The organism is Kitasatospora sp. Xyl93, from assembly GCF_055383135.1.
The window spans coordinates 6750390-6767157 of the sequence record NZ_AP029185.1; the positions used below are offsets into that span (position 1 = coordinate 6750390).

Annotated in this window: 17 protein-coding genes and 1 riboswitch; of the genes, 14 read left to right on the top strand and 3 right to left on the bottom strand. The window is 73.0% G+C overall.

The features are described 5' to 3' along the window. The first annotated feature begins 73 nt into the window (after positions 1–73). The 5 genes from ACZ5GH_RS29335 (at position 74) to ACZ5GH_RS29355 (ending at position 4861) form a co-directional block, all read left to right on the top strand. Positions 74–1102: an ABC transporter substrate-binding protein gene (locus tag ACZ5GH_RS29335; protein ID WP_464335770.1), complete on the top strand. Its 1029-nt coding sequence runs from the start codon at positions 74–76 to the stop codon at positions 1100–1102. Then, entirely contained in the window at positions 1099–1965 is an 867-nt protein-coding gene (locus ACZ5GH_RS29340) for an ABC transporter permease (RefSeq protein ID WP_464335771.1), read from the top strand. Before ACZ5GH_RS29335 ends, ACZ5GH_RS29340 begins: the two co-directional genes overlap by 4 nt. Next, entirely contained in the window at positions 1962–2717 is a 756-nt protein-coding gene (locus ACZ5GH_RS29345; protein WP_464335772.1) for an ABC transporter ATP-binding protein, read from the top strand. The genes ACZ5GH_RS29340 and ACZ5GH_RS29345 overlap by 4 nt, the downstream gene beginning before the upstream one ends. Before the next feature lie 146 nt (positions 2718–2863). Then, positions 2864–3769 (top strand): ABC transporter substrate-binding protein, encoded by a 906-nt coding sequence (locus ACZ5GH_RS29350; protein WP_464335773.1) that lies wholly within the window; start codon positions 2864–2866, stop codon positions 3767–3769. 3 nt (positions 3770–3772) lie between these two features. Beyond that, complete coding sequence (locus ACZ5GH_RS29355; RefSeq protein WP_387756786.1) at positions 3773–4861, top strand: LLM class flavin-dependent oxidoreductase; 1089 nt, start codon at positions 3773–3775, stop codon at positions 4859–4861. A 110-nt stretch (positions 4862–4971) separates the two neighbouring features. Here the strand turns inward: ACZ5GH_RS29355 and ACZ5GH_RS29360 are convergent, their stop codons facing one another. Further along, positions 4972–5964 (bottom strand): aldo/keto reductase, encoded by a 993-nt coding sequence (locus ACZ5GH_RS29360; RefSeq protein ID WP_464335774.1) that lies wholly within the window; start codon positions 5962–5964, stop codon positions 4972–4974. Positions 5965–6380: 416 nt separating this feature from the next. Between ACZ5GH_RS29360 and ACZ5GH_RS29365 the strand changes: the two genes are divergently transcribed. The 6 genes from ACZ5GH_RS29365 (at position 6381) to ACZ5GH_RS29390 (ending at position 11156) form a co-directional block, all read left to right on the top strand. Further along, complete coding sequence (locus tag ACZ5GH_RS29365) at positions 6381–7400, top strand: LLM class flavin-dependent oxidoreductase (protein ID WP_464335775.1); 1020 nt, start codon at positions 6381–6383, stop codon at positions 7398–7400. A 329-nt stretch (positions 7401–7729) separates the two neighbouring features. Next, the gene (locus ACZ5GH_RS29370; RefSeq protein WP_464335776.1) at positions 7730–8296 is read left to right on the top strand and encodes a TetR/AcrR family transcriptional regulator; all 567 of its coding nucleotides are present in this window, start codon (positions 7730–7732) and stop codon (positions 8294–8296) included. Positions 8297–8426: 130 nt separating this feature from the next. Further along, complete coding sequence (locus ACZ5GH_RS29375) at positions 8427–9038, top strand: DUF4865 family protein (RefSeq protein WP_464335777.1); 612 nt, start codon at positions 8427–8429, stop codon at positions 9036–9038. A gap of 17 nt (positions 9039–9055) precedes the next feature. Continuing rightward, positions 9056–9562 carry a carboxymuconolactone decarboxylase family protein gene (locus ACZ5GH_RS29380; protein ID WP_464335778.1) on the top strand — a complete coding sequence of 169 codons (507 nt, stop codon included), beginning with the start codon at positions 9056–9058 and terminating at the stop codon, positions 9560–9562. Continuing rightward, positions 9559–10557 (top strand): phosphotriesterase family protein, encoded by a 999-nt coding sequence (locus tag ACZ5GH_RS29385; RefSeq protein WP_387756780.1) that lies wholly within the window; start codon positions 9559–9561, stop codon positions 10555–10557. Before ACZ5GH_RS29380 ends, ACZ5GH_RS29385 begins: the two co-directional genes overlap by 4 nt. Before the next feature lie 107 nt (positions 10558–10664). Then, complete coding sequence (locus ACZ5GH_RS29390) at positions 10665–11156, top strand: GNAT family N-acetyltransferase (protein ID WP_464335779.1); 492 nt, start codon at positions 10665–10667, stop codon at positions 11154–11156. 135 nt (positions 11157–11291) lie between these two features. Here the strand turns inward: ACZ5GH_RS29390 and ACZ5GH_RS29395 are convergent, their stop codons facing one another. Next, on the bottom strand, positions 11292–12056 hold the full coding sequence (locus ACZ5GH_RS29395) for an SDR family NAD(P)-dependent oxidoreductase (RefSeq protein ID WP_464335780.1): 765 nt from the start codon (positions 12054–12056) through the stop codon (positions 11292–11294). Between the two features lie 138 nt (positions 12057–12194). Between ACZ5GH_RS29395 and ACZ5GH_RS29400 the strand changes: the two genes are divergently transcribed. Together ACZ5GH_RS29400 and ACZ5GH_RS29405 are read left to right on the top strand one after the other, a co-directional pair. Then, positions 12195–12815 carry a TetR family transcriptional regulator gene (locus ACZ5GH_RS29400; protein WP_464335781.1) on the top strand — a complete coding sequence of 207 codons (621 nt, stop codon included), beginning with the start codon at positions 12195–12197 and terminating at the stop codon, positions 12813–12815. A gap of 274 nt (positions 12816–13089) precedes the next feature. After that, entirely contained in the window at positions 13090–14232 is a 1143-nt protein-coding gene (locus ACZ5GH_RS29405) for an alpha/beta hydrolase (RefSeq protein ID WP_464335782.1), read from the top strand. Positions 14233–14406: 174 nt separating this feature from the next. Here ACZ5GH_RS29405 and ACZ5GH_RS29410 read toward each other — a convergent pair whose 3' ends face one another. Beyond that, a complete protein-coding gene (locus ACZ5GH_RS29410; protein WP_387756775.1) occupies positions 14407–14736 on the bottom strand; it encodes a MoaF-related domain-containing protein in 330 nt (109 codons plus the stop codon). A 452-nt stretch (positions 14737–15188) separates the two neighbouring features. Next, positions 15189–15353, top strand: a riboswitch (cyclic di-AMP (ydaO/yuaA leader). A 1-nt stretch (position 15354) separates the two neighbouring features. Here ACZ5GH_RS29410 and ACZ5GH_RS29415 point away from each other — a divergent pair. Next, positions 15355–16761, top strand: a complete 1407-nt coding sequence (locus ACZ5GH_RS29415) for a glycoside hydrolase family 16 protein (protein WP_387756774.1) — start codon at positions 15355–15357, stop codon at positions 16759–16761. The last annotated feature ends 7 nt before the right edge of the window (positions 16762–16768 follow it).

The following is a 16768-nucleotide window of genomic DNA, read 5'->3' on the forward strand; positions in this document are numbered from 1 at the left end:
TCGAAAGTTGTCAGCTGTCAGTCGTCAGCCGTCGGTTGTCGGCTGTCATCTGTCACTCACTTGGAGACCCCCGTTGAAGACCCCCCGCCTCGCCTTCGCCGCCACCGCGCTGCTCGCCTCCACCGCCCTGGCCGCCTGCGGCTCGTCCGCCGACGGGGCCAAGGCCTCCGCCGGAGGCGGGGCCGGCGGCAGGGCCGACGTGGTGCTCCGGCTGCCCGACCCCGGCAACAACGGCTTCCTCGCCCGTGGCAAGAAGGACGGCTCGCTGGACCGGGCCCTCGCCGCCGTCCACGCCAAGGTCGCCTGGACGGGCAGTGCCGGCCCCTTCGCCCCCGCCGCCCAGGCCCTCTCCGCCGACCAGTTGGACGTCGCCCAGGGCTCGATCACCTCGGCCGTCGCCGCGCTCGCCCAGAAGCCCGGCTTCAAGCTGTTCGCCCAGACCGCGCCCGACGGCGTCGGCGAGGGGATCCTGGTGAAGAACGACTCGCCCGTCAAGTCCGTCCAGGACCTGGTCGGCCGGAAGGTCGCCGTCTCCCAGGGCGGCACCAGCGAGTACCTGCTGCTCAAGGCGCTCGAGAAGAACGGCGTCCCGGCCGACCGGGTGGAGCGGGTCTACCTGCGCGCCGACCAGACCTCAGGTGTCTTCAACTCCGGTCAGGTGGACGCCTGGGCGACCTGGAACACCTTCTCGACGCCCGCCATCGCCAACGCCGGTGCGCACTTCCTGGTCAACGGCCAGGAAGTGGGCTCCGACAACTACGCCGTCTGGGCCGTGCGCAACGGCTTCGCCGACAAGCACCCCGAGGTGGTCAAGGCCTTCTACGCCTACCTGCGGGAGAACGGCGCGAAGGAGAAGGCGGACCCGGCGGCCTACCTCAACGTCTTCACCGACGCCGGCCCGACCGCCGTCACTCCTGCGGAGAAGGACGTCGCGATGAACGTCAGCAGGCAGGGCACCCCGGCCGACGCCATCTCCGACGCCGACATCGCCCGCTTCGGGACGGTCGCCCGGTTCTTCGCCGACCAGAAGGTCACCAAGCAGTTGGTCGACGTCAAGCCGTACCTGATCGACGTCAACAAGCTCGCGGACGGTGCCAAGTGACCACCGTGACCGACAAGTTCACACCCGACGACACCCGCGCGGCACTGGACGCCGGCCTGGTCGCCCCGCGCAGCCGGCGGCACCGGACCCGCCCCCGCGCACTCGCCGTGACCCTGCGCACGGTCGGACCGCTCGCCCTGCTCGGCGGCTGGGCCCTCGCCTCCGCCACCGGCGCGCTCACCCAGGACGTGCTCGCCTCGCCCGCCCAGGTCGCCCAGGCCGTGGGGGAGTTGTGGGGCAACGGCCAGCTGGCCGACGCCCTGTCCGTCTCCCTCACGCGCGCCGGACTCGGCCTGTTCTTCGGCGCGACCACCGGCCTGGTGCTCGGCGTGGTCACCGGATTCACCCGTCTCGGCGAGGAGTTGCTCGACTCCGCGATCCAGGTCCTGCGCACCGTGCCGTTCCTGGCCCTCGTCCCGCTGTTCATGGTGTGGTTCGGCATCACCGAGACCGCGAAGGTCGCGCTGATCGCGGTCGCCACCAGCTTCCCGATGTACGTGTCCGCCTCGGGCGGGGTCCGCAGCACCGACCGCAAGCTGGTCGAGGCGATGCGCAGCTTCGGCCTCGGCCGGTGGGCGATCGTGCGCACCGTCGTGCTGCCCGGCGCGTTGCCCTCGCTGCTGTCCGGACTGCGGCTGTCGATGACGCTCAGCGTGATCGCCCTGATCGCCGCCGAGGAGATCAACTCCACCGAGGGGATCGGGTACTTGATGGCCCAGGCGCAGAACTACTCGCGTACCGACGTCCTCGCCGTCTGCATCCTGATATACGGGCTGCTCGGCCTCGCCGCCGACGGCATCGTCCGAGTCCTGGAACGCGTGCTGATGCCGTGGCGCCAGGCCGTCCAGGGAGCGGCCCGATGACCGCCGAGTCGTCCGCCGCCGCCCCCGCCCCCTCCTTCCGTTCGGTGCCCGAGGGGGCGACCCCGGCCGTCCATCTGCGCGGCCTGCGACGGGTGTTCGGCGCCCGCGCCGTGCTCGACGGGGTCGACCTCTCCCTCGCCCGCGGCGAGTTCGTCGCCCTGCTGGGGGCCAGCGGTACCGGCAAGACCACCCTGCTGCGCATCCTCGGGGCGCTCGACCAGGCGGACGAGGGCACCGTGCTGGTCCCGCCGGTCCGGACCGTGGTCTTCCAGGAACCCCGGCTGGTGCCGTCCAAGCGGGTGCTGGCCAACGTCACGGTCGGCCTGCCGCGCGGCGCCGCGACCCGGGAGACCGGGCTGAAGGCCCTCGCCGAGGTCGGCCTGGAGGGGCACGCCGAGGCCTGGCCGGCCACCCTCTCGGGCGGTGAGGCGCAGCGCGTCGCGCTCGCCAGGGCACTCGTCCGGGAGCCTCAACTCCTGTTGCTCGACGAACCGTTCGCCGCGCTGGACGCGCTCACCCGACTGCGCATGCAGGACCTCGTCGGCGACCTGGTGCGCCGCCACCGCCCGGCGGTGCTGCTGGTCACCCATGACGTGGACGAGGCCGTACGGCTCGCCGACCGGGTCGTGGTACTGCGCGACGGTCTGCTCGCCCGGGACGAGACCGTCACCGTCCAGCACCCGCGCGACCCGGCCGATCCCGCCTTCGCCGACCTGCGGCGCCGGCTGCTCGCCGACCTCGGCGTGCACTGAGGTCCGCTGAGGTCCACTGAGGTCCGCAGAGACTCAGCGACGACCACCGGGGTCGCGGAACCCCGTGGACCAGTGAACTCGCCCGACTGCCTGCCGATTTCCCCTGACGTCCGACAGACCCAGCCAGCACCAACGGAGTTGACCAGATGACCGTGACCCTCGGCGTCCACGCCAGCAACCCCTCGCTCTACTACCTCGCCCGACTCCCGTACCTGGACGAGGAGCTGGCGCCGCTCGGCGAGACCGGCGCCTTCCACCACTACACGGACGGCACCCGCACCGGAACGCTGCTCGCCGAGGGCGTCATCGACTTCGGCGGGACCGGCTCCACCCCGCCGATCACCGCGCAGGCGGCCGGCCACGACCTGGTGTACGCGGCGGTCTCGGCACCCCGCCCGGACCACGGCGCCCTGCTGGTGCTGGACTCGGGCCCGGTGCGGACGGTCGCGGACCTCAAGGGCTCCACCGTCGTCCTCGCCGTGGGCTCCTGGCAGACCCACCTGCTCGCCAAGGCCCTGGACGCGCAGGGGCTCTCGTACGGCGGCGACGTCACCCCCGCGCGCCCGGCGTCCGGTGAGGACCAGGCGCAGCGGCTGCGCGACGGCGAGATCGCCGGCTGGATCGCCCAGGGCGCCGAACTCGCCGCCGCCCGCCGCACCGGGGAGTTCCGCGAGCTGGTCCGCAGCGGTGACGTCATCACCGACCGCTCGGTGTTCTTCACCCGTCGCGACTTCGCGACCGGGCGCCCCGAGGTGGTCGCCGCGATCGCGACCGCGCTGCGCCGGGCGGATGCCTGGGCGGCCGCCAACCCGGCCGAGGCCGCCGCGATCGCCGCCGAGGAGCTGGGCGGCACGGCCGCCGACTGGCAGGCCGCGCTGGGCGCACTGCCGTGGCGACTGGAGCCCGCCACCGCCGGGTTCGTCGCCGAGCAGCAGGAGGCCGCGGACATCTTCCACGGGGTGGGCTTCATCGACCGGGCGCTGACCGTCGCCGACGCCCACCTGCCCGCACTGGAGGCCCCGGTGGCCGCCGCGCTCGCGAAGGCGGTCTGACCCGTGGCCTCCGAAGTCCTCTGGTACATCATCCCGCGCGAGGGCCACTACCCCTGGGAACCGGCCGGGCGCCGCCCGGTGGACCTCCGCTACCTCCAGCAACTCGCGGGCAGCTGCGAGCGGTTGGGATACACCGGCGCCCTGCTCGCGACCGACCTGTACGACGTCTGGACACTCGGCAGCGCGCTCGCGGCGGCCACCACCCCGGCCTTCAAGCCGCTGCTGGCCGTCCACCCCGGGCTGGTCTCGCCCACGCTGCTGGCCAAGATGGCGCTGAGTTTCGACCACCTGCACGGCGGCCGGCTGCGCTTCAACGTGGTGAACGGCTCGACCGCGCAGCTGCGCGAGTACGGCCTGGACGTCGAGCACGACGACCGGTACCGGCTCAGCGGAGAGTACTGGTCGATCGTCAAGCGCCTCACGGCGGGTGAGGTCTTCGACCACAAGGGCGAGTTCTACGAGTTGAGGAATGCGGGCGCGAGCCTGCGCGAACTCGCCCCGGTGCAGCCCGGCGGCATCCCGCTCTGGTTCGGCGGCAGTTCGGCCGCCGGCATCGAGATGGCGGCCCGGCACGTGGACGTGTACCTGACCTGGGGCGAGCCGCCGCACCTGCTCAAGGAGAAGCTGGACCTGGTCCGGGAGCGTGCCGCCGCCCACGGCCGGACCCTGCGGATCGGACTGCGACTGCACCTGATCGTCCGCGACACCGAGGACGAGGCCTGGGCGGCCGCCGACCGGCTGCTGGACGTGACCAGCGAGGCCACCTACGCGCGCCAGCTGGGCGGGGCGAAGGGGGAGGACGGGGTCGGCTGGCAGCGGCAGTTCCGGCAGCACGGCGGCAAGGTGCCGGCCCGGGCCCGGGAGCTGGAGGCCTACCCCAACCTGTGGCCGGGGATGAGCCTGTTCCGCCCCGGCCCCGGCACGGCCGTGGTCGGCTCGACCGCCCAGGTGATCGAGCGGTTGCAGGAGTTCGAGGCGCTGGGCGTCGACACCTTCATCCTCTCGGGCAACCCGCTGCTGGAAGAGGCGCACCGGGTTGCAGAAACGGTTCTGCCCGCCCTGGGCGTCAAGCGGCCAGCGGCTGAGGACTGACGGCTGACAACGAACAGACGACGGATAACAGATGACAGCTGACAGATTCTGAAATCTGTCAGCTGTCGGTCGTCACTTGTCAGCTGTCGCCGCCCGCCTCCACCCGGCCCTCAGCGGCTCAGCCGGTCGATCTCCGCCAGCTCCTCCGCCGTCAGCGGCCCGCCCGCCAGCGCGTCGAGGTTCTGGTCCAGCTGGGCCACGCTGCTCGCGCCGATGATCACCGAGACCACCCGCGGGTCCCGCAGTACCCAGCACAGCGCCAGCTGCGCCAGCGTCTGCCCGCGCCCCTCGGCGACCTCGGCCAGCGCCCGCAGCTGCTCCAGCTTCGTGCCGGTCAGCGTCTCCTCGGTGAGGAACTTCCCGACCGACATCCGCGAGCCCGCCGGCACCGCCCCGGACAGGTAGCGGTCGGTCAGCAGCCCCTGAGCCAGCGGCGAGTAGGCGATCAGACTGGTCTGGGTGTCGCCCACCGCGTCCAGGACGCCGCCGTCCTCCACGTACCGGTTGAGGATCGAGTACGCCGACTGGTTCATCAGCACCGGCGTCCCCAGCTCGCGCAGGATCGCCACCGCCTCCCGGTGCTGCTCCGCCGGGTAGTTGGAGATCGCCGCGTACAGTGCCCGGCCCGAGCGGACCGCGCTGTCCAGCGCCCCCATCGTCTCCTCGATCGGGGTCTCCGGGTCGTACCGGTGCGAGTAGAAGACGTCGACGTAGTCCAACCCCATCCGGTCCAACGACTGGTCGAGGCTGGCCAGCAGGTACTTGCGGCTGCCGCCGTTGCCGTACGGGCCGGGCCACATGTCCCAGCCGGCCTTGGTGGCGATGAACAGCTCGTCCCGGTACGGCCGGAAGTCCTGGGCGAACAGGTAGCCGAAGTTGCGCTCGGCGCTGCCGTACGGCGGGCCGTAGTTGTTCGCCAGGTCGAAGTGGGTGACGCCCCGGTCGAAGGCCCGGCGCAGCACCGCCCGCTGCACCTCCAGTGGCTGGGCGTCGCCGAAGTTGTGCCAGAGCCCGAGCGAGACGGCGGGCAGCTGGACGCCGCTGCGGCCGGCCTTCCGGTAGGTCATCGAGTCATAGCGGTCATCCGCGGCGAGGTAGCTCATGGCGGACATCTTGCCAGCCGGCCGTGGCGGATCAAGCCCTTGCCCCACTTCCGGCCGGTGCCTATGCTCGCGGAGGATCGTATGTGTGCGAGGCGAGGGGGAGGCGAGATGGCAGTCCGGACCGTGACCGCCGCCGCGGCCCGCTGTTGTTGTCGCCGCCACCGCAGCACCGACCGCTGACACCACCGCGCCCCGCGGCCCGCACGGGCCGCCGCCCGAGCGGCCCGCCCACCCGGGCGCCCTGCCGCCCGCCCTGTCAGCCGTTCCGCCGGTGCCGCCCGTGTGAGCGCACGCACCGGACCTCGCGCCGGCCCCGTGCTCCGCGCGGCTCACCGTGCCCTGGGACTCCGCCGCTCCCGTCCCAGGCGAGTCCCGAGCCCCTCCCGAGCCCGACCAGAGCGCCCAAGGAGACCGCCGTGCGGTTCACCGTCTCGTCCCTCGTCGCCAACGCCCCCGACCCGGTCACCGGCGTCCGGCGGACCCCGCAGCGGAAGCTGCGCAACGTCATCGACCAGGCGGTCCTCGCCGAGCAACTCGGCTACGACGGCTATGGCGTAGGGGAGCGGCACGGCGAGCCGTTCCTCTCCCCGGCCCCGCCCCTGCTGCTCAGCGCCATCGCCGCCCGTACCTCCACCCTCCGGTTGTTCACCACGGTGACCGTGCTCAGCATCCTCGACCCGGTGCGGGTCGCCGAGGACTACGCGATGCTCGACCAACTCTCGGGAGGCCGACTCGAGTTGATCGTCGGCAAGGGCAACGATCCGCGCCACTTCGGGCTGTTCGGCCTCCCCGAGGAGCGCCAGTGGGAGGCGCTCGCGGAGAACTACGGCCTGCTGCGCCGGCTGTGGCGCGAGGAGAAGGTGACCTGGGAGGGCTCCACCCGGCCGCCGCTGAAGGACGCCACCGTCTGGCCGCGCCCGTTCCAGGACCCGATACCGGTGTGGCACGGCAGCGCGACCAGCAGGCAGTCCACCGATCTCGCCGCCCGCCACGGCGACCCGCTCTTCTCCGCCAACTCCTTCCACCCGCTGGAGAAGTACCGGGCGCTGGTGGAGCACTACCGCGAGCGCTGGGAGCACTACGGGCACGACCCGGCGCGGGCCCGGGTGGGCGCGAGCTTCGGCGGGCTGTACGTCGCCAGGCGTTCACAGGACGCCGTCGAGGGCTTCCGCCCGTACTGGAACGCGCTGCTCGACTCGGCCGCCGGCCGGCACAACAACTCGCCGTTCACATCACTGGAGGACGCGCTGGAGCGCGGATCGGCGCTGGTCGGCAGCCCCCAGCAGGTGATCGAGAAGATCCACCGCTACCACGAGGCCTTCGGCAACGAGGTGGTCGGCATCGGGGTGGACGCGCTCACCGAAGGGGCGCAGCGGGAACAACTGGAGCTGTTCGCAACCGAGGTGGTCCCGGAGGTCCGTCGCGCGCTGCCGTAGTCGCGCGGGCGGGCCGCCCGCCCGCGCAATGCGCCGTGCACCCCTACGCGGCGTGATGCCGACCACCGTCGGTGACGTGACGCGCGCCACCATCCGCGCCGGAATGCCGTTCGGCGGGGCGGGGGATGACGAACGGTCGAGGGGCCGTGGCCGCCGGGGGGCGGCGCACGGCCCTCGACCGTCTCCGCCCGGCGAAGGCGGTCCGGCATGTCGGGTATGTCCGGCAGATCCGTGAGATTCCGTGAGATCCGGGCGATCCGAGGCCTCCGACTCCCCGGACGACGTCCGGCACTGGAATTCTGTACCTACTGGTATGTACAGTGATCCGCATGAGCACCCAGGACCGTCTCATCGAGAGCACCCAGGCCCTCCTCTGGGAGCGCGGCTACGTCGGCACCAGCCCCAAGGCCATCCAGCAGCACTCCGGAGTCGGCCAGGGCAGCATGTACCACCACTTCACCGGCAAGCCCGATCTCGCGGCCGCCGCCCTGCGCCGCAGTGCCGACCAGATGCGGGGCGTCGCCGAGGCCGACCTCGCCGCCCCCGGCACCGCCTACGACCGGATCGCCGGTTACCTGCACCGCGACCGCGACGTCCTGCGCGGCTGCCGGATCGGCCGGATGGCCCAGGACCCGGACGTGGTGGCCGACCCGCAGCTGCGCGCGCCCGTCGAGGAGACCTTCGACTGGTTGCGCGGCCGGATCGCCGGACTGATCGCCGAAGGCCAGGCGGCCGGCGAGTTCGCCCCCGGCCTCGACCCGGCCGACACCGCCGCCGCCGTGGTCGCCGTCGTCCAGGGCGGCTACGTCCTGGCCCGCGCCGCCGACAGCGCCGAGCCCTTCGACCAGGCCGTCCGCGGCGCCCTCGGCCTGCTCGCCGCACACCGCACGGCCTGACCAGTCGTCCTTACCCGCGCCGCCGACCCGAGGGCGCCCGCAGAGCGCCCGCAGAGCCCGCCGAACCTGAGGCACCCGCAGAGCACCCGCAGAGCGCCCGCAGAGCCCGTCGACCCCGAGGAGCCCCACCGTGCACGCCATGCAGTACGAGATCACCCTCCCCGCCGACTACGACATGGGCATCATCCGCCGACGCGTCGCCGACAAGGGCCACCTGCTCGACGCATACCCGGGCCTCGGCCTCAAGGCCTATCTGGTCCGCGAGCGCGGCCACCAGGGTTCGCCCGTCAACCAGTACGCGCCGTTCTACCTCTGGCGCACCGCCGAGGGCATGAACAGCTTCCTCTGGGGAGCGGGCTTCCGCGGCCTGAGTGCCGACTTCGGCCGCCCCGCCGTCCGGCACTGGCTCGGCGCGGGCCTGACCCACGGTGCGTCGGCGGCCCAGGCGGCAGCGGGCGGAGCAGGGGACCAGGTCGGGCCGCCGACCACCGCCACCCGCGAGACCGTACGGCTGCCGGAAGCCGCCGACCCGGCCGAGGCCGCCGAGCGGGCGCTCGCCGACCTCCCCGCGCACCCGGACCTGCACACCGCGGCGGTGGCCGTCGACCCGAGCCGCTGGGAACTGCTCCGCTTCGCCCTCTGGCGCGGCCCGGCCCCTGAAGATGCGCCCGGTGTCCGGTACCAGGTGCTGCACCTCTCCCGCCCCGAACTCGACCGGCTGCCGGCCGGCCGCCACTGGTGAAAGGACCCGTCACCCCGATGTCCTCCGCGACCGCTCCCGCCGACACCGGTCTCACCCGGGCCCCGCTCGACCGCGCGGCCGGCCACGCCCTGCTCGCCGACCTCGCCGGTCCGGGCGCCGCCGCCACCCTCGGCGGCCTGGACGCCCTCGCACCCGGCTTCCCCGACTGGATCGTCACCAGCCTCTTCGGCGGCACCTACCAGCGCCCGGGCCTCGCCCTGCGCGACCGTCAGATCGCCAACCTGGCCGCCCTCACCGCCCTCGGCGGCGTCGAGCCGCAGCTCGCCGACCACGTCCGGTACAGCCGGCGGATCGGCCTGACGGAGGCGGAGATCACCGAGGTGCTCGTCCACCTCGCCCCGTACGTCGGCCTCCCCAAGGCACTGGCCGGCCTGCGCGTCGCCACCGCCGCCTTCGCCGAGACGGGCGACCCCGCCAGGACCGCCGCTCAGACCCCCGGGACCGCCGGGACCGCTGAAACGGCTGGGACCGCCGAGAGCACGCCCCCGGAGACCGAGGCATGAGCCGCACCGTCCGCACCGTTCTCGGCGACCTGGACCCCGCCGACCTCGGCGTCACCGACTCCCACGACCACCTCTTCATCCGCAGCCCGCTGCTCCCCGGCCAGGAGCTGGACGATCCGGCCGCCGCCGAGGCCGTCCTGCGCGGCTACGCCGCCGCCGGTGGCCGCACCTTCGTCCAGTGGACCCCGCACGGCCTGGGCCGGGGCGCGGACTCCCTCGCCGCGCTCTCCCGTGCGACCGGCGTCCAGATCGTCGCCGCCACCGGCGCGCACCAGGCCGTCCACTACCCTCCGGGCTTCTTCCCCGAGCTCCCCGCGCTCCCCGAGGCCGCCGCGCTCCCCGCGCTCCCCGAGTCCCCCCGACCCGGCGTCGAGTCGGCCGAGCGCCCGGGCACGTACGCCGACCTGGCGGAACGTTTCGTCGCCGAACTCACCACCGGTCTGCCCGGCGCGCCCGACGGCGTCCGGGCCGGGCTGATCAAGGTCGCGGACGACGCGGGGCCGGCCAGCCGGCACACCCGGTGGACGATGGCCGCGGCCGCCGAGGCCCACCACGCCACGGACTCCCCGATCGCCGTCCACCTCGAAGCCGACGGCGCCCCGCACTGGGTACTGCACCAGCTGTGCGACCGGCACGGCGTCCGGCCCGACCGGATCATCCTCGGCCACCTCACCCGGCTGCCCGACCGCCGGATGCACCGCGCCCTGGCCGCCGAAGGCGTCCGTCTCGCCCTGGACAGCCCGTCCCGGGCCGGCCACCCCGCCGACCACCAGGCCTTCGACGTGATCGCCGACCTGGTCGAGGCGGGTCATGCCTCCCGACTGCTGCTCGGCGCCGACACCACCACCCGGTCCGCCCGCGCGGCCGGCGGCCCGGTCCGCCTGCTCACCGAGCTCGCCCCGCGCCTGGCCCGCAGCTACGGCCCCGAACTGACCGAGCTGCTCCTCATCACCAACCCGGCCGCCGCCTTCGCCGCCGACTGGCGCGTGCCGTAGTGCGCCCTCGTCGAACGGGCCCCGGACCAGCGGAGCCGGGAGTGGGCGATCCCCGGGGTGCGGGAACCAGCCGAGGGCCCTCCGGCCCGCCGTCCACGGTGCCGGCCATGACGGCGCCGACGCTCCGAACCCTCACGACCGCCGACTGGCCGCTCTGGCGGGACCTCCGCCTCGCCGCCCTGACCGATGCGCCGGAGGCCTTCAAGGCCGGCCTCGCCGACTGGCACCAGGGCGGCGAGGACCGCTGGCACGACCGGCTCCGCCGCGCGGACGCCCACCACGTCGCGGCCCTCCTCGGCGACGACCCGGTGGGCCTGGTCGGCGGCATGCCCGGATCGCCGGACGGCGTACCGGAGTTGCGCTCGCTCTGGGTCGCCCGGCGGGCACGGGGCCGGGGCGTCGCGGACCGGCTCATCGCAGAGGTCGAGCGCTGGGCCCGGGGCACCGGCGGCAGCGCGCTGCGCCTCGCCGTGCTCCCCGGCAACGTGGCGGCGCTCGCCCTCTACCGCCGCCACGGTTTCACCCCGCTCGCGCAGCCCGGCGACCTGCTCGCCGACGGGGTCACCCGGGAACTCCTCCTGGAGAAGCCCCTGGGCTGACCGCTGCCGACGCACCGGTACCGAAGGAACCGGGGCGGCGTCGGGGAGATCCGGGGGACACGGAGGCGGGGCCTGTGCCGTACGGGGGGCGGCACAGGCCCCGACCTCCACCGGGCCGGCGGGGCGACCGGCGGGTCACATGTGGGTGCCGCCGTCGATGCGCAGCTCGGTGCCGGTGACGAAGGCACCGTCGTCGGAGGCGAGCATGGCGATCACGCCGGCCACCGTCTCCGGGCCGGCGAAGCCCTGGCCGAGGGCGGGGGAGAGCTTGGCCAGCAGGCTGAAGTCGGCGTCGGCGGGCAGGCCCGGGTTGTGGGTCATGCCGCTGTCGATGCTGCCCGGCGCGACGCAGACCGCGCGCAGGCCCTGCTTCGAGTACTCCGAGGCGATGGCGTGGGTGAAGGACTGGATGCCGCCCTTGGTCGCGGCGTACGCGGCCATGTAGGGGTGGGCGAAGCTCGCGGAGGTGGAGCTGAAGTTGACCACCACGCCCCTACCGCCGGCGAGGAGCGCGGGGAGCGCCTCGCGCGTCATCAGGAAGGTGCCGGTCAGGTTCACCGCGAGGAGCTTGTTCCAGAACTCCAGGCTGGTCTCGTGGGTGTGCGAGGAGCGGAGGATGCCGGCCGCGTTGACCAGCACGTCCAGGCCGCCCAGGCCGACGATCGCCTCGGCGACGCCCGCGACGACGGCCGCCTCGTCCGAGATGTCCAGCACCTGGATGGTCAGGCGGTCCGCGGTGCCCTCGGCGGTGGCGCGGTCCAGGGTCTTCTTCAGACCGTCCTCGTCGACGTCGACGGCGACGACCTTCCCGCCCTCGGCGAGGATCCGGTGCACGGTGGCCTGGCCGATGCCCGAGCCGCCGCCGGTGATCAGGACGTTCCGTCCGCTGAAGCGCTCCATGGTGGTACTCCGTTCGTTCGTGGTCTCTCGACCTCGGGAGACACGGTACGTCGAACTGGCACGTCGTGCCAAAAAGTCTCTTTGTGTCATTCCGTCGTGACATGCCACCCTGGCAATCACCCGCGTAGGCTGGGCCCCGTGACCGGACGCCCGACCCTGACCCAGCGCCGCCGTGAGGCCACCCGCCTGGAGATCGCCCGTACCGCCGCCGCGCTCTTCGCCGAGCGGGGGGCGGAGGCGGTCACCGCCGAGGAGATCGCCCGTGTGGCGGGCATCTCGCTGCGCACCTTCTACCGGTACTTCTCCGTCAAGGAGGACGCCGTCGCCCCGCTGCTCGCGGCGGGTGGGCAGGAGTGGGTGGAGCTGTTCGCGGCGAGCCCCGCCGAGCTGCCGATGCGCGAGGCGCTGGAACGCGCGGCGGTCGCGTCGCTGACCCCTGTGGACGAGACGCGGGCCGAGATGATGCGGTGGGCCCGCGGACTGCTGCGCGATCCGAAGCTGAACGCCACCTGGCAGCGCGTCCACGCCGACTCGGAGGAGCGGCTGCGGACGGCCCTCGCCGAGCGCTGCCCGGACGGCACCGACCCGCTGGAGATCCGGCTGGCCTCCGCCGCCGCGACCGCGGCGATCCGGGTGGCGCTGGAGCAGTGGGCGTCCTCCGAGGCGCCCCTCGAAGGCCCGGGCTCCCCGCAGGACCTCGGCGCGCGCTGCATGCGCGAGCTCACGGCGGGGCTTCGGCTGTGGGAGCGGACGGGCTGAGCCCGTGGGGGCTCATGCTCCGTCTTCGGCCGGCATCCGACGGCTGACAGCTGACAGATAACAGATAACAGAATTCAGACGACAACTTTCGAAATCTGTTATCTGAACGTTGTCATCCGTCCGCCCCGCTCCCCGTAGCCTCCCAGCCGCGATCAGCTTTCTCCCAGCTGGCGTTAGGGTTGTTCCTCGCGCCCCGGCGGGGGGAACCGGGGTGACCTCCTCGGATGTCCCCAGCGGAGGGGACTGGAGTTCGAGGCGTGGGAGCAAGTAGGACATGGGTCTGACGAGCCACAAGGTGCTGGCGCTGACCGCACTGGTCGCGGTCGTGATGATGGTCGGCACGGTCTGGTTGTGGCCCAGACTCGCGAAGAAGACCTGGCAGGCGGTGCTCGGCCGGATCGGTGCCCTGCTCGCCACCCAGCTCGCGGTGCTCGCCGCGCTCGGCCTGGTCGCGAACAACTACTTCGCCTTCTACAGCAGTTGGGACGACCTGCTGGGCACCGGCGACACCGGCCCGGTGGTCATACACAACAAGGCGGACGCCTCCGGCCGGCTCATGGTGGAGACGATGGGCCAGGCCTCGGTCAAGGGCGGCGGCGCGATGGGCCGCGAGCCGAGCCAGTCCGGCGAGATCCGCAAGGTCCGGATCGACGGCGCGGCCAGCCGGCTGTCCACCGAGGGCTACGTCTACCTGCCCCCGCAGTACTTCCAGCCGGAGTACGCCCAGAAGCAGTTCCCGGCCGTGATCGTCAGCACCGGATTCCCAGGAATCGCGGAGAACCTGATCACCCGCTTCAACTACCCGGGCGCCGCGCTCAAGCTGCTGCAGGAAGGCCGGATGCAGCCGACCGTCATGGTCCTGGTGCGTCCCTCGCCCGCGCTGCCGCAGGACACCGAGTGCGAGGACGTCCCGAACGGCCCGCAGTCCGACACCTACTTCACCAAGGACGTGCCCTCGGCGATCCAGGCCAGCTACCGGGTCTCCACCGACCCGCAGGCCTGGGCCTTCATGGGCAACTCGACCGGCGGCTACTGCGCGCTCAAGCTCGCCATGCGCCACCCGGACGTCTTCCCGACCGCCGTCGCGCTCTCCGCCTACTACGACGCCGCCGACGACCCGACCACGGGCGACCTCTTCGGCGGCAGCAAGCAGCGCCGCGACGAGGCCAACCTGATGTGGCGGCTGAAGAACCTGCCGCAGCCGAAGGTGTCCGTGCTGCTGGCCGGAACCAAGAAGGGCGACGGCGGCTACCGGCAGGAGACCGAGGCCTTCGTCGACGCGGTGCGGAGCCCGATGAAGGTCTCGTACAGCATGCTGGAGAACGGCGGCCACAACTTCGAGACCTGGAGCGCCCTGCTGCCGTCCTCGCTGGAGTGGCTGTCCCAGCACCTCAAGGTGCCGAACCAGACCGTCTGAACCTGACCGACCGCGAGCCCGAACGAGCGGCCCCGAAGGACCAGACCCTCGACGACCGGACCGCAACGACCGAACCCCCGGAGCCACGGCCCGGGGGTTCGGTCGTTGCGGTCCGCTTCTGGGCCGGTCGGGTCGTTCAGGAGCCTTATGGCCCCCGCCCGGCGGTCCCGCCGCTCAGGCCAGCCGCTCCAGCGTCCCGGTGTGCAGCTCGCCGACCCGGCCGCCCTCGCCCTCGAAGGTCCAGAAGGCCCGCACCGTCAGCTTGCCGAGGTCCATCACATGGCTGACGGTGATCCCGCTCTGCTCGGTCCAGCTGACGAAGTAGATCTCCGGCGCGACCTCGGCGACGTGCAGCCGCACGTCCTCCCACTGGCCCGCGGACTCGCCGAGGCCCTCCCAGCGCAGCCGAGTGCCGTCGGCCGAGTAGGTGTTGCGGAAGGCCGCGCCGTTGTCGGCCTGGAAGAGGTAGGTGCGGCCGGCGAAGGCGGGCAGGGGCGCGGTCATGGTGGGGCGGGTCCTCGTCTCGGTCAGGTCGTGGCTGTCGGGTCGTGGCGAGCACCCGGTCGGGCTCGCCGCTCTTGTGCACGGCGGATGATGTCCGACTCCCAATTTATCCGACCGGGCCCAGTCGGTCAGGTACTCGCCACGGTACGGTCCGCCGCCAGGTCGCCGGCAGGCCACCAGCGCTGCCGGCAGGCCGCTCACCGGCCTGAACCGCCTGGATCGTGCCCTGTCCCCGCCGGCCGGAACCTCCGCCCGGCCCAGCCGCAGCCCACTGCTCCCGGAGAACGATCAACTGGACTGCCAACCGGCGTCGTTGATCGACACCACTGTGAGCTGCGCGACAACGGGGCGGGCCGGGTTGTCCGTTCACGGACGACCCGCCTAGCCTGCAACGGTCGTCCGCCCTCGCGGACCCCGCCGCCGGGACGCCGAGTCCCGTCCACCCGTCGGCGGGTCACCGAGCACCACAGCGGACGGGAGCGGGGGAACCAAGGTCAGCGCCCGGCCCGTACGCCCCCGCGTGCGGCCGCGGCTAGGGGTGAAGCCGTCCCACCGGCGGCCGGGCAACCTCAGCCCGAATCCGACAGCTCACCTCGCAGGCGTCGCAGAGGTCACCCCATGCCCCAGCCTGCCAGCTCCACGCACCGGCCCGCGCTCGCTCTCGCGCCCGCCCGCCGCCGCGGCCCGCGCCACGCCCGTCCGTCCCACCGCGGCCGCAACGCCGCGCTCGCCGCCACCGGGGCGTTCGCCATCAGCGGCGCCGGCCTGCTCGGCCTGCCGTCCGTCAACGGTGCCCAGGCCGCCACCGCGCCGACCGTCACCCAGGACCGGCTCGCCCCCGCCACCATGGTCGCGGGCAAGGCCACCACCGCCTCGCTGGGCCTGCACTCCTCGGCCTGCTTCACCGCGAAGACCGTCGGCGTGGGTGTGCGCGACGCGCGCGGCACCAACCTCGACTTCCCCGGCAACGCCTCCAACGTGCAGATCTGCCCGAGCGGGGTCGGCTTCACCAGCGGTGCGCGCACCCTGCCCGCCGGGACGTACACCCAGTTCGGCTTCTGGCAGGACCTCGGCGGCGGCTGGCACAACCTGCCCTCGCAGCAGCTGGTGGTCTCCGCCACCGGGACGTCCACCCCGACCCCGACCCCGACCCCGACGGCCACGCCGACCCCGACGGCCTCGACGACCCCCACGGCCACGCCGACCCCGACCCGGACGGCCACGCCGACCGCCACCCCCACGGCCTCGACGACTCCCACGGCCACGCCGACCCCGACGCCGAGCACCACCCCCAGCACCACCCCGAGCCCGAGTACCCCGGCACCGTCCTCCCCGGTCGTCGGCAAGTCGCTGACCTGGTCGGACGAGTTCAACGGCGCGATCAGCTGGGGCCAGCGCTGGGTCGGTGACAAGAGCACCGCGTACCGCTACGGCAACCACAACCCGGGCGACAACAAGCTCGACTGGCTGAACAGGAACAACGTCGGCGTCGCCAACGGGGTCGCCACCTTCACCGCCACGTCCGGCGGTCCGGTGCTGGAGAACGGCAAGCAGTCCTGGAACACCGGCTTCCTGACCACCGAGGGCTCCAGTGAGGGCTTCCAGGTCAAGACCGGCGACTACGCCGAGACCCGGGTCAAGCTGCCCGCCGGCAGCGGCGCCTGGCCGGCCCTGTGGACGTGGAAGAACGGCAACGGGGAGATCGACTCCTTCGAGTACCACCCCGACAACCCGAACCTGCTGGAGCTGACCAACCACGTCAACCCGGGCCACGGGAAGTACTACACCGACGCGAGCGCGATCGCGAAGGACCAGTGGGTGACCATCGGCACCTACTACGGCGCCGACTCGGTGGACTGGTACGTCAACGGCGTCAAGGTCTTCTCGGACGGCAAGGGCGTCGGCGCCGGCTGGTCGGCGTACCTGATCCTCAACCTCTCGGTGTGCGCGGGGCAGTACCACCCCGCGCCGCAGGGGACCGCCCCGATCACCTTCGCCGCCGACTACGTCCGCGTCTACCGGTAGGACGGGC